12 protein-coding genes and 2 pseudogenes are annotated in these 12,378 nt (G+C 54.5%); 10 read left to right on the top strand and 4 right to left on the bottom strand.

The features are described 5' to 3' along the window. The first annotated feature begins 89 nt into the window (after positions 1-89). Positions 90-884, top strand: coding sequence for an SDR family oxidoreductase (locus OHL21_RS14430; protein WP_263417984.1), 795 nt, complete (start codon positions 90-92; stop codon positions 882-884). A gap of 699 nt (positions 885-1,583) precedes the next feature. Here OHL21_RS14430 and OHL21_RS24510 read toward each other — a convergent pair. Further along, a complete protein-coding gene (locus OHL21_RS24510; protein ID WP_399258521.1) occupies positions 1,584-1,919 on the bottom strand; it encodes a hypothetical protein in 336 nt (111 codons plus the stop codon). Positions 1,920-1,941: 22 nt separating this feature from the next. Beyond that, positions 1,942-2,217: pseudogene (locus OHL21_RS24505) on the bottom strand (hypothetical protein); the annotation flags it as partial. A gap of 257 nt (positions 2,218-2,474) precedes the next feature. Between OHL21_RS24505 and OHL21_RS14425 the strand changes: the two are divergent. From OHL21_RS14425 to OHL21_RS14405, 5 genes and pseudogenes are all read left to right on the top strand, one after another. Continuing rightward, a complete protein-coding gene (locus OHL21_RS14425; RefSeq protein WP_263417983.1) occupies positions 2,475-2,660 on the top strand; it encodes a hypothetical protein in 186 nt (61 codons plus the stop codon). A gap of 441 nt (positions 2,661-3,101) precedes the next feature. Further along, positions 3,102-3,578, top strand: a pseudogene (locus tag OHL21_RS14420) (FtsX-like permease family protein); the annotation flags it as partial. Positions 3,579-3,993: 415 nt separating this feature from the next. Further along, positions 3,994-4,908 carry an FtsX-like permease family protein gene (locus tag OHL21_RS14415; RefSeq protein ID WP_263417982.1) on the top strand — a complete coding sequence of 305 codons (915 nt, stop codon included), beginning with the start codon at positions 3,994-3,996 and terminating at the stop codon, positions 4,906-4,908. 183 nt (positions 4,909-5,091) lie between these two features. After that, on the top strand, positions 5,092-6,294 hold the full coding sequence (locus OHL21_RS14410; protein ID WP_263417981.1) for a M23 family metallopeptidase: 1,203 nt from the start codon (positions 5,092-5,094) through the stop codon (positions 6,292-6,294). Positions 6,295-6,662: 368 nt separating this feature from the next. Further along, the gene (locus OHL21_RS14405; protein WP_263417980.1) at positions 6,663-7,307 is read left to right on the top strand and encodes a hypothetical protein; all 645 of its coding nucleotides are present in this window, start codon (positions 6,663-6,665) and stop codon (positions 7,305-7,307) included. Between the two features lie 340 nt (positions 7,308-7,647). On the opposite strand, the gene OHL21_RS24500 is transcribed toward OHL21_RS14405, so the two are convergent. Both OHL21_RS24500 and OHL21_RS14400 read right to left on the bottom strand, forming a co-directional pair. After that, positions 7,648-7,965, bottom strand: coding sequence for a hypothetical protein (locus tag OHL21_RS24500; protein WP_399258516.1), 318 nt, complete (start codon positions 7,963-7,965; stop codon positions 7,648-7,650). Positions 7,966-7,984: 19 nt separating this feature from the next. Then, complete coding sequence (locus OHL21_RS14400; protein WP_263417979.1) at positions 7,985-8,314, bottom strand: hypothetical protein; 330 nt, start codon at positions 8,312-8,314, stop codon at positions 7,985-7,987. A gap of 975 nt (positions 8,315-9,289) precedes the next feature. Between OHL21_RS14400 and OHL21_RS14395 the strand changes: the two genes are divergently transcribed. From OHL21_RS14395 to OHL21_RS14380, 4 genes are all read left to right on the top strand, one after another. Beyond that, a complete protein-coding gene (locus OHL21_RS14395) occupies positions 9,290-9,448 on the top strand; it encodes a hypothetical protein (protein WP_263417978.1) in 159 nt (52 codons plus the stop codon). 812 nt (positions 9,449-10,260) lie between these two features. Next, entirely contained in the window at positions 10,261-10,719 is a 459-nt protein-coding gene (locus tag OHL21_RS14390; protein ID WP_263417977.1) for a hypothetical protein, read from the top strand. Positions 10,720-10,824: 105 nt separating this feature from the next. Continuing rightward, on the top strand, positions 10,825-11,232 hold the full coding sequence (locus tag OHL21_RS14385) for a hypothetical protein (RefSeq protein WP_263417976.1): 408 nt from the start codon (positions 10,825-10,827) through the stop codon (positions 11,230-11,232). A gap of 191 nt (positions 11,233-11,423) precedes the next feature. After that, positions 11,424-12,326 (top strand): sugar phosphate isomerase/epimerase family protein, encoded by a 903-nt coding sequence (locus tag OHL21_RS14380; protein WP_263417975.1) that lies wholly within the window; start codon positions 11,424-11,426, stop codon positions 12,324-12,326. The last annotated feature ends 52 nt before the right edge of the window (positions 12,327-12,378 follow it).

Raw genomic sequence — 12,378 nt, 5'->3', positions numbered from 1 at the left:
TGTGAGAGACCGTAGACTCATCGCATCCTGCCCACTACGGATTCAGCTGCTACAGTCCAACTATCTACGACACGCAAGAGGACTTCCGAATGTCAAAGGCACTAAAGATTTTGATTACAGGCGCGGCACGCGGCATAGGAATGGAAACGGCGCAGGTGCTTGCCAAACGAGGGCATTCAGTCGTCGCCACCGACATCTCCGCGTTGAGTGGATTGGAAGGCATCCAGGCACATGTGCTCGATGTCACCAGCGATGACTCCGTGGCGCGGTGCCTTAAAAAGATTGGTCCGCTCGATGCAATCGTCAACAACGCAGGGATATTTGGCGGAGGGCCGGTGGAAGGCTATCCACTGGATCGTTTCCGACAGATGTTCGAGACAAACACGCTCGGCGCGTTGCGCATCATCCAGGCGGTCTTGCCCGCCTGGCGAAAGCGGGGTTCCGGCGTCATCGTGAATGTGTCGAGTGTGAACGGCCGAGTCTCCTCGCCGCTCGGAGCAGCCTACAGCGCCTCCAAGTTCGCGCTCGAAGCCATGACCGAATCACTGCACTTGGAAGTCCGTCACTTTGGAATACGCAGCGTGTTAATCGAGCCTGGAAACATCGCTACTGGCATAAAACCGATCGAGCCTCATAAGGGACCAGCCGACTACGCCGGACTTTGGGAGCAGTGGGCCGGAGCCCACACCAAGATGACGGGCCCATCTGGTTCAACCGGACCTGAAGTGGTCGCATTGGCCATCGCCAGTGCAATCGAAGATCCCGCAACACCCCTCCGTGTCCCGGTCGGCCAAGACGCTGAGATGATTGTGGGCTTGCGAAGAAACCTCGACGATCAGGCATTCGAGGATGCAATGAGAAAGGCCGTTGGGCTTACCTGGTGATTGGATGGCTGCCAAGCCGCGCTCCATCAGGGTTGCTGGCTGGTTGCGCTCTTCGCAATCCTTGTGCTTCATCGGCATCGGGCTTCACGGCCACATCCGACATCATAACCTAGCGCCAAGGCGATCAAGTGCGCCTATCGCGATCGCTCTCATTCCATCCTGCCCACTACGGATTCGGCTGTTACAGTCCACTAGGGGGAGTGTACCTGGACATGCGTTACGTTGTGGACCTCAGACATCCGTTACAAGCCCCTTGCGGTGGCGATGATTCGGGTTTCAGGGGGGACAAGAAGATATCTCTAATCGTCGAGGCCGTGGGAATGTGGGAATCCCGCAGGGATTTCCAAGGAGCGTGGGAAGGGTGGAAAGCCGGCTTCATGGCTTTCATGCTTTCCATACTCTGTCATTTCCATGGCCTGTTTTTCGTGCGGCGAGTGCTGGATAAAGCCAGGATGCCGCCATGCTGTTACGGACAAAACATTGGCCAGACGCTCATCCCTGCCCAGCACACGTCGATGAGCGCATTGGCGATAATGCGCTCATCGAGAATCGCGGAGATGTGATTGCCCGTACGCCGCCTCTATGGATCTGGCCATTCCAAACCATCCGCCACATTCTTTCTCAATGAACTGTGCTCTGCGCCGCCTTGTCAGCGACGTTAGCGTAAGCCAAAATTGACAAATAGGAGCGGACTCGTCGTTACCGAAGGAGCCAAACACGTTCAGTAGCGGGACAACGGCCTTTCAGACCTCCCTCCACCCTCTGATTCTCCAAAAGCTCTATTGCAAAGGTCGCTTGATACAACCGCTTTACTTCGTCTTCAGGTACGGAGAAAGGTGGCCCCTCAGCGCAAGCTTGGTTGTACTCATAGCAGATCAGAAGTTGCCGCCGCGCTCGCGTTAGGCTTGTCAAATGGCTCGCATATTCGTCGCGTAGACCTGCCGGCAGGGCGACTAAAGCTGCCCGATCGTACACGGCATCGACGGGGCCGAGAAGGTCCGGAGTGAGATCGAAGATGCTGCCTTGGAAGAGCACGAATCCAACCTCCCTCGCAACGTTGCAGGGAACCACACGTGGACACTGTAGGCTGTTCGCCTAGCTCCTGAAAGAACTGATTGACTGCGAGGTTGCTCAGTTCGGCTCCGGTAACGCGATAGCCTTGCTGAGCTAGCCAATTCAGATCCCTGCTCTTGCCGCAGAGAGGCACGAAAATGTGGGCCTCCCTCCGTAGTCCCAGAGCACGGAAGTTCCGGACCAGCAATGGATGTGCCTCAGCATTGTGAAACGCGATCTTATTGCTAGCCCACTTGTCTTGCCAAAACTGTTGATCCATCTGCCCGCCGTACCTCGCTCGTTACCATTCTCTCTTATCGAGTACAAAGTCAGGCATCTGTCCTCATAAACGCGTATGGCGGAAGTAATTGCCCCAGAAATCACCTTCCACAGGCCGACTTTCGGTGCCGATCCCTTCAACGAGTGCATTGGCTGTGGCGCTCGAAAGTAGTAGGGACGCACTTAAGCGAACACGTTTCTGCAAGAGTCATTTTTATGCGAACATGGGCAGCAACTTCTATGTTGTAGGGACGGTGTATGCAGACCTTGCTTCATGATGTCCGGTACGCAACGCGCCAATTTTTTCGAAATCCAGGGCTTACCCTGACGGCGGTGGTCTCGCTGGCTGTAGGTATTGGGGCAACCACGGCGGTTTTTAGCGTCATTTATGCCGCGCTCGTAAATCCGTATCCATATCCTGCGGCGGCCGCATCGTTCGGCTGACTGTAAACAGCAAATAAGATCAGGCGATTGGATCAATCTGAATGGTCAACAGGTTGAGCAGTTGCAGCAGCTGCGGAGCGTAGAGGGCGTGCTCGCGATGGACTATGATCCCATGACCCTTACCGGACACGATCTACCCGAGAACGTTAACGCAATCAGCCTGATCGCGAACGGGTTTAATGAACTGGGTGTGCCTCCTGTCCTGGGACGGGGACTATTACCCTCGGACGCTCCTGATGGTCAAGAGCCGCAGCCTGTAGTTGTGCTTTCGTACAAGTTTTGGCAGAAGCACTTTTGGGGGATCGAGCAGTATTGGGGCAGACATTGCAGTTGGATCGGAAGAACTACGTGATCGTTGGTATAGCCGCGCCACGCTTCACTTGGTATAGCGCCGATGTCTTTCTCCCTCTCAAGCTGATTCAGACCCAGAGTTCCCGGTACATGATCGACATTCTTCTGAAGCGAGGCGTGACCCACAACGCCGCAAACGCTGATTTGCAGCCTTTACTGGAGCGGCTCGCTCAAAGCAGTCCAAAACAGTTCCCCGAACACTTCAAGGTACAGGTGGAAGGACTGAACGACTGGGTCGTCAAGAGTATTAGCGGAACTTTGTATCTGTTATTTGGCGCTGTGGGGCTGCTCCTGGCAATCGGGTGCAGCAATGTTTCTATTCTGCTGCTGGCCCGTGGCACGGCACGACAGCATGAACTCGCTGTGCGAGCAGCGATTGGGGCAAGCCGACGGCGCATAGTACGACAGTTGCTCACTGAATCACTGCTGCTGTCCACAATCGGGGCCGCGCTGGGCGTGGCTCTGACTTATGGCATTCTCGCGGTCCTACAAGTGGTGCTGCCGAAGTATGCCTTCGCGCCCGAGGTACTAATACACGTTAATTTCCCAGTACTAATGTTCAGCATCGGCGTCGCGCTGGGCACAGGGATTCTTTTCGGCATGTGGCCTGCGCTGCAGCTCTCGCGTCCGCAGTTGAGCCGTGTGGCATTGTCGGGAACTCGACGTGTAGCCGGAAGCGTGCATGGGCGCAGAACGCATGACGCACTGATCGCCGGACAGATTGCGCTCACCCTTCTACTACTTGTTGGAGCGGGTTCTGCAATGAAGGGCTTTGCGCGGTTGATGCATGCACCTCTGGGCTACGACCCGCACAATATCATGTCGGTGGGGATTCCACTCCATAAGAATTCGTTTACCACATGGGCTGCTCGTGCGGCCTACTTTGAACAGTTGCGTTCGAAGATCGCGGAAACTCCTGGGGTAACGATGACCGCGATCTCAAGCAATGCAACTCCGCCACGCAACGGATGGAACCTGCGATTTGAAATTGGGCAAGCCTGCGACAGACCAGGAGCTGGGTTCTCTCAATCTTGTCAATTCAGGTTACTTCCCGACGCTTCGCATTCCGTTATTGCAAGGACGGCTATGGAACGAAACGGAGAACCGGAACGGCGCCCACGTAGCGTTGATCAACCAGACGCTGGCGCGATCTTACTTTCCGAACGGCGACGCCGTCGGACACTCGTTGAAGCTGCTGGGCATCGAAAGCCGGCCGCCGGAGGTCTTGTCCGTGCCAGGTATTGCGGATGCATGGCTGTTGATCGTGGGAGTTGTCGGAGATGCACGCAACGATGGATTGAAAAATCCAGTCAAACCAGGGATTTTTATTCCCTACACGCTAAGCATGAGCGAGGGGACCCAAGTCCTTGCGAGGTCGGACGTGCCTCCTTTGACACTCATGCATGCCCTGGCGACTCAGGTGAATGCGGTGAATCCAGAACAGCAGATTTACAACAATGTTGAGGATTTGGAGACTTGGATCAGCAACGAGCCAAAGTGGCAACAAGATCATCTGGTGTCGTGGATATTTGGATTGTTCGCCGCACTAGGCATGATCCTGGCTGCTGTGGGTCTTTATAGCGTCGTTTCCTATACCGTAGCTCAGCGTACAAATGAGTTTGGGATTCGACTGGCGCTGGGGGCTGGGCGCGGTCATGTTTTACGGATTGTCTTCGCGTCCACATTCTTGAGTGTGGGCAGCGGTGTCCTATGTGGTTTGGCGCTCACGGTGGTTTTGAGCAAATTCGTTGCACAGTGGAGTGACGGCAATGCCCAAGACCCCTTCGTTCTTCTGGGCGGCGTCCTGGTGCTGGGCGTGGTTGCGGGAATCGCCTGCGCAGTTCCTGCGCGGGAAGCTTCTCGCGTTGATCCAATAACAGCACTGCGTTGTGATTAGGGATCGAACTGCCATTCGGCGACAAGGGATTGTGGCGTATCTCTCGGGGAAGAAAACTTCGATCGGCCATTCAGCAGCATCTTGACCACGATGCTCACTTGTTGACTCCGGCGAGGCACCGATCGAGCCCCTCTCGATGAGTGCTTCGGCGATAAATCGCTCGTGAGGTTGAGCGGACCTTCCATGAGAAGGCCCGGCGGTGTCAAGTTCAAGTTGAGAAGCCGGGAACTTTTTGATGTCGGCTTCGTAACACAGGGCATGCGATTCCGTTTCCTTCTTGCCATGATGACCGCCTCCATTTGCATTGCGGCACCGTGCCAGCAGCCACCGAAGCAGGCTCCTTTTCCCCTTCAGATGGAAACGCGCATTCCATTCGCTCCAACTGCATTTCCGAGTGAAGGTCGTATCCATCTTTTCTACGAGTTACACCTCACTAACTTCATGCCTTCTGCTGCGGCCCTAGACCGCATAGAGGTGATCAACCCTGACGCACCGACCCAACCAATCGCGGTCTTTGATGGTGAGAATCTTCAGTCCATGACTGCGCTTCTGACTTCTGGAAAGCCGACGGTGCCAGTTCAAATCCCAGGCGGTCAGACTGTCATAGTGTTTATGTCGGTCGAATTTGACGGAACTGCACAAATACCCCCACGACTCGCTCATCGTGTCGTGGCTTCCGGATTAGTAGCAGAAGGCGCTATTGTTGAAACACATCACACGCCGTTACAAGTACTAGGTCCACCTGTAGAAGGGCCGGACTGGATTGCTGATGACGCTCCAGATAATAGTCCCGACAATCACCATCGTCGTGGGGTACACGTCCTTAATGGTCAGCCGGCCATCGATGAACGCTACGCGATCGACTGGCAACAAATGCAAAATGGGGTTACCTTGTCCGGAGATCCGACGAAAAGAGACTCCTATTTCTCTTATGGGAAGCCTGCGCTCGCGGTTGCGAATGCCCGTGTCATCGCTGTCAGAGATGGTCTACCGGAGAACGTTCCTGGGCACGGAAATGCATTCCACCCAGCTATACCAATCACACTCGATACTGTCCCAGGCAACTTCATTACCTTGGATCTCGGTCATGGACAATACGCCTATTATCTCCACCTCCAACCAGGGAGCATCCGGGTAAAGATTGGGGAGCATGTCCGTCGTGGACAAGTCCTCGCGCGTATTGGTGGCTCTGGAGATGCCCGCGAGCCTCATTTGCACTTCGAGGTCACAACATCCCCCAAACCGCTCATCGGTGAGGGTATTCCGTATGTCATTGACCACTACACCCTCATGCCCACAAAGGGTAGTTCAAGTGCGCAGCAACGAACACACGAGCTACCACTGAACAAGAGTGTTGTTTCTTTTCAAGAGGTCTCTCACGACTGACGATTGCGGGCCGCTGAAAGACGGTCCGCAAACGATACAGATTTGCTTAAGCCTTCCCCCCTCGTCTCCCGAGTCTCTGTCGCCACCCTTCTGTTGAGAACAGGGCAAATCACCCATCGAGCCCAGCTTCGGTGAGTTACTTGGCGACTATGCTCTTCGACATTCATCGGCACGCAAACTTCCGAATTGCCGACGACCGGCCTGGCATGCGATCCAGCCATGACTGACCGCTCTCGTCTCCACGAACTTGTTGATAGCTTGCCGGAAACAACGCTCGCCGTCGATGACCTAGCTCCTGATTGCAGCAAGAACGCGGTAGACTTCTATCGGAAGTTTCGTCGATCAACTCGCAGCGATGGATGGTGCTCGTGAAAGGTCCCTCTCTTGCATGGGTGTTTCTGCCGGTCGCTTGGTTACCCGCAACGACATTTGGACACTCCTCGGTGACGATTCTGCAAATGAAAGACGCGTCGCAAGCGGCTCAGATTACGAAGTTTTTCATCGCACAACCGACATCCGGTTCTGGATACGAGACCGGCCCGTTGCACATCATCTACAGTGACGGAACGGAATCTGTCCAAACCCTTCCACCATTGAAGGCCAGCACCGATAAGGAAATTGTCTTCAACGTGGTCGGGTTTTCTGGAGTTGAGTTAGCGCAAGATCGCCAAACGCTCGGTTGGACGATTAATGTCGAGAACTGTTGTACGTCCTATTCGATCCCCTTGAGTGTTGTCGTCTTTCAGCACAAGCAGGTGCTCCATACCTTCCGTCAGGGCCAGATGGTGTGGGGTTGGATGTTTCTCGAAGGTGGCAAGCAGGTGGCGGTCGTCTACGGACCGACGCACGGTCCCGAGGTTGGAGACTACCGCCTTTATGATGTGAAAACGGGCAAGCTTTTGTCAGAAGTCTCGGGCGATGCGGATACGCAGTCCCTGAGAACTGATGCGCCGGAGTGGGCGAAGCGATTACAAGCTCGCATCACTCATGGAAGGGCTTCTGGGCGTACTTGATCTGCTCCGAGCACCTTACACGGACCTCAAAATAGAGCGGATTCACGACTACGGACTGTTCCACGTCAGCCTTCACGCAAAGGGTACCGTCTTGGTTGCAGGTGGGTTCGGGTTTGGCCCGCTCTGAATCTGCGGACGAACCAAGGGGTCTCGAAACAGACAAAACAGCAAGGAAACGATCGATCTTGATAGCTGCTTCAGAACGGCCTCTCCTCATCGCTGAGGAGTATAGTTTGGTAGCCGGCAGTGGCGTATTACCGGCAATACGGAGCTTTCGTGGAACCGGGTCGAAATGTCCGTGCGGAAAATGGGTCCCAGGCTTGGGTGGGACGCCCGTCTCCTACTTATGGATTCGGCTGACGCGGGTTTCCTCGTTGTGCTTTCGCGCTGCCATTGCCTTTTGACTCCATTGAGCTGCCAGTGTGAGGTCTTCGCTTCGCTTTGTGTCGTCGCCGCATGACAGATCCGCGTGGTGGCGATAGGCGAGATTCAGATACCGCATGGCATTGTCGTAGTCGGGATTCAGCTCGATGGTGCGGGTGAGGTGATCGATACCGTCCCGAATGAGAGCTGAATTCTGACTGCTAAGGTCGAGCAGGCAGAGGTGGGAATCTCCTGTTTGGCGACGAGGTCGAGAATAGTAGTTGCTTCTCGCCAACCCGCCCTGGATTCGAAGTTTAAGAAGAATATTTTGACAGCTTGTAGGCTACATCTTCGAAGATGTCGTTCCATTTCTTGGTGATCGCCCCATCGGGCTTCAAGCGGCTGATTCCAGTTTCCGACCACAGTTCCTCGATTGCTGGCGAATAGAGCGTTAGCTCAAAGAGAGTCATGTTTTTCTGGCTCCGCGCGGGAATGACTCGCTCATATTCTTCCTGCAACTCTTTCTTTAGAGACGTCGCGAGTTCCCGCAGCTCGGCCTCGTGTTGCGGAGAACTCGACCATGTGTCGAGGAGGCAGAACGCGTAGGCCATTGCGGTTGAAAACCGAAAGTTGGGCGAGTGCATGCTGTCGAGTCATCACCTGGTCCGCTTCAGTGCAGTTGAATTAGGCCTACTTGGCGATATCCGCGAACCCGGTGAGCTTCACAGGGGAACTGTCAGGGAACTCAGCAACAAGCGTGAGCGTGCCCCCCATTGCCTCGACGTAGCGCTTCAATGTCGAGAGATGAATGTCGGCACGGCTCTCGGACCTCGAGATTTGCTCCTGTTTCCCGCCACGCCGAACTGGCCGTCATCTGGGACGCTGAACTGCCGTTCGTGCCGCAGTGGGTTCAGCGCGGGTCCATTTGAGGGGCCAATAAGAGTCCAATAAGGATTGCGCAGGGTTCTAAGTTATTGATTCTTATTGTTAAGTGTTTTCTCTAAGTTGTTGAAAATACGTGTGGCAGGGAACTCCGAAGGTCGCAGGTTGGACTCCTGCCCGGGTCACCATTTATCTCAACAACTTAGCTCTCCGCCACCTCCGATTTGGGTCCATCTGCGGGGCCAGTAAGGTCCAACAAGCAAGCAGTGTTGCAATGCATCTCCCCCCTTGAAACTGATTATCGTTGACGCCCTGCAATTGGGCGGCAATGGAGCCGTCACCATGAACATCAGCTCCAGCACGATTTACCACGTTAGCGAGATCGCACTGGTGCAATAGAGCTCGTTGATACAAGAACACCCTCTGGTGTTCTTCTTGGATCCCCGGCACCTCGCAACTCGAGCAAGCTCCGGCGGACTGTTTCCCCCGATCGGGATTCAGACCCGACTTCGCGCGAGAACACTCCTAAAGACGGATTGATTCGTTAGTTTTCACTATGCCCGCCCTGGTGTATCGCCCGGATCCATTCCGAAACATAACTGTATACAGCCATAAACACTTTGGCCCTGGACAGCGCAAAAATCCTGGATCGGCAATTGCTACACACGCGTTTAGGAAAGGACGGTTAACTAATGAGACCGACACATTACCTAAAGAAGTCTTTGAAGACGGGAGACGTGAAGCGTATCCCGTTCGCTGCCGATGATTTTCAAGAAATGGGTGTCCCAGCGTCTTTAATGGCGGGTATGCCAGAGCTGGAGGCGTTCCAGCTTGTTAACAAGCGCAACACGAATCAGCGTCAACAGCGCTTCGTCTACATATTGGAGCCAGCATAGATGAGTGACTTGAAAAGAGGGCTGCCAAGAAAGCCCTCATTGAGGCTGAGGCTTCCCGGTTCGAAGCAAAGGATCATCTGCAGGAACTGACCGCGAATTTGGAACGGAAACTTAATCCGATTCGTCGTCTCCCTCATGGATGAGCAGATTGCATCCCAGGCAAGCCTTATGCCTTTGTTTTACGTGGCTGTTAGTGTTGCGGTCTCAGTTATATGTGACCGCTTCTCTACTAACTTTCACCTGCGGCTATTTGCGAGCTTCTTACCGGTATAGAGTGGCTTCAGTCTCTGCCGCTTTGCCGCTCGGAGAATCTTCGGCATATCTGGCTTAACTTTCTTCTCCCAATCCGAATTCGTGCCAAACTGCGAGCGGATATGAGCGCCTATTCGGAGGCAAAACGGACAAATTTCAATCACTTCGCTTTCTGCCACTTCCGATCAGGGTCTATCTGCGGGGACAATAAGGGCCAATAAGGAAACTGCGTCGCGATACTCTGCTGCGCGCCGGCATTCTCTCGGACGTTCCCGATTGTGCGTGGCCAAACTTATCGTCGGTGAATCCGATCAGATCGCGCCGCAACCCAGGAACTTTGTGAATCCCTCGACCGACTGGTCTACTCTACTGAGTTGTCAGGCAAATTGCCTACGGCTTCGGGAGGTATCAACTATGTCGCCTACTGGCTACAAAAAACGGCGCTCATTGATGGCGCTTCCGAAGAGCTTTGCACAGGCTTCCGGTCGTTGCGCAGCAATGGATGAGGGCTGCCATACGCGGCGCGCTCACCAGTAGAAATCAATTCGAAGGAGAAACCCATGTCCTCCATCCATCTGCATCTGACAACTACTCTCACTCCCGAGCAATACATCGCCGGGCTCGTCGACTTCGGGCCCGGCCGCTCGAAGATCTTTGGCAACAGCGCCGACGAATATCTCACCGTACATCACGTCAGCCGTTCACACGCCGATGTGACCGAAGGCTCGGATGGCGTGTGGGAACGTCTGCAGTACGACTGGTCTGACCCCAATCATGTCGTCCTGACCACTACTGACTCCAACGTGTGGGGCGGCGCTTCCGGCCATGACTACACCTTCACGCGCCACGCGGATGGTGCAACCGATATTGACCTGGTGGTGGTACGTGAGGGCAAGAACTTTAAGGGGTACTTGCTAGGCTTTGTGCTCAGGACCATTGGCAAAGGAGTCTTGGAGAAGGCCTTTGTGAATAGCGTCAAAGCCATCGAAGCTAGGAACGGACAGGCAATCACGGCCTGAGGTACTCTCATGGGCAGTCGGGCGAAGAGTTGCCAACGTAAGCACGCCTCACGCTTACAGAACTTGTGTGTTGGCGGTAGTTAACACCGCACAGGAGAAATCACCATGCATCCACTACGAAAGCTTCGGGAATCCGGTAACCCTACAGCCGCTCAAGTGAGCAAGCTGCTTGCCGAAAACATCGTATTTAACAGCCCGATCCTGGTACGGCCGATCAAGGGGCGCGAAACTATCGCGGCTATTTTCGCTCAGTCGAGCTCTACACGTGGTTCCGGTACCTATACAGCGGAGTTCAAGCTCGATGAGCGCACTACCTTCTTGCGCTGGGTTGGAACCATGGATGGTCACAAGTTCGAGAGCTTGGAGGTCATCGTGGATAATGAGCAGGGGTTGATTGTGGAGCGAACCATTGCCCTCCGGCCCTATCCGGCTCTGAAACTGTTCCGCGATGCCATGTACGCGTCGCTCAAGGATAAGCTTCCGGCTGATGTTTGGGACTATCCAAGCACCTAGTCGATCACGACGGAGGTGTTTCAAGATCAGCCAGCGCCGCGGCCACGCATGACCTGCACGAGTCCTGGGCGGAGAAACCTGCCCCAACTGGTATGGTTAGATGTTGATTACGTTTACTTCTTTCGTTTGTATGGTTTTATTTGTTTTTCTAACTGTTTCTTGTTATTAATGGTCATCCTCAAAGGGGAGTCATGATGACTCGTCGAAGCTTTCTGCAGAACGCCGCACTCACCATCATGTCCTCTTCTCTACCCGCGCAGTCTAAGAGCCGGTTGCCGATCCGCATGGCGGTGGAATACAGCATGCTACCCGAGAATCTCTCGATCGCGCAGCGCTTCCAACTTGCCAAAGACTGTGGATATGAGCAGATTGAGTGCCCTACCGAAACGGATCAGGCAACTGCAGAGGCGATGAAGAGTGCTTCCGAAAAGTCTGGGTTGCCCATTCATTCCGTCATGAATATGGATCACTGGAAGTATCCGTTCACCTCCTCTGATCCCGCTGTGGTGGAGAAAAGCCTGGAGGGCGCGCGCACTTCGATTCGAAACGCGCATCTTTGGGGCGCCTCGACGGTACTGCTGGTGCCGGGTGTGGTGAATGCCCAAACGTCCTACAAGGATGCATACGTGCGATCGCAGGCAGCCGTTCGTAAGCTGATTCCACTCGCCGAGGAGTTGAACGTAACGCTCGCGCTTGAAGAGGTTTGGAATAAATTCCTGCTGAGTCCGTTGGAGTTTGCGCACTACATTGATGAGTACAACTCACAGCATGTGCGGGCCTACTTTGATGTAGGCAATGTTGTGCTCTATGGCTATCCCCAGGATTGGATTCGCACTCTGGGCAAGCGTATCGTCAAGTTGCACATCAAGGACTTCTCGTTCCATCGCGGTCAGGGAAGCGGAGATTCGGTAGCCCGCTGGGTGTCTCCCGGGGACGGGGATATCGACTGGATCGCCGTCTATACAGCACTGCAGGAGATCGGCTATCAGGGAACGGCAACGCTCGAGCTTAATCCCGGTGATGCGGATTATCTGAAGGAGATGCGGCGCCGCTTTGCTCTGATCCTGTCAGGCGAGATGCATCCTAAGGCGTAGTTCCCAGAGCTTGAGCCGCACAGTTTCACTGCGCACCTTCCGGCCATGCGCC

This window comes from Terriglobus albidus (assembly GCF_025685425.1).
Taxonomy (GTDB): domain Bacteria; phylum Acidobacteriota; class Terriglobia; order Terriglobales; family Acidobacteriaceae; genus Terriglobus; species Terriglobus albidus.
Note: the sequence above shows the minus strand (reverse complement) of the source record. Positions and strands in the feature narration are given on the sequence as shown.

What these genes read in the sequence shown, in the direction of transcription:
- OHL21_RS14400 (WP_263417979.1), bottom strand. Translation starts at nt 8,314, where the DNA reads ATGCACTCGCCCAACTTTCGGTTTTCAACCGCAATGGCCTACGCGTTC.
- OHL21_RS14385 (WP_263417976.1), top strand. Translation starts at nt 10,825, where the DNA reads ATGCATCCACTACGAAAGCTTCGGGAATCCGGTAACCCTACAGCCGCT.
- OHL21_RS14425 (WP_263417983.1), top strand. Translation starts at nt 2,475, where the DNA reads ATGCAGACCTTGCTTCATGATGTCCGGTACGCAACGCGCCAATTTTTT.
- OHL21_RS14390 (WP_263417977.1), top strand. Translation starts at nt 10,261, where the DNA reads ATGTCCTCCATCCATCTGCATCTGACAACTACTCTCACTCCCGAGCAA.
- OHL21_RS14410 (WP_263417981.1), top strand. Translation starts at nt 5,092, where the DNA reads ATGAGAAGGCCCGGCGGTGTCAAGTTCAAGTTGAGAAGCCGGGAACTT.
- OHL21_RS14380 (WP_263417975.1), top strand. Translation starts at nt 11,424, where the DNA reads ATGATGACTCGTCGAAGCTTTCTGCAGAACGCCGCACTCACCATCATG.
- OHL21_RS14430 (WP_263417984.1), top strand. Translation starts at nt 90, where the DNA reads ATGTCAAAGGCACTAAAGATTTTGATTACAGGCGCGGCACGCGGCATA.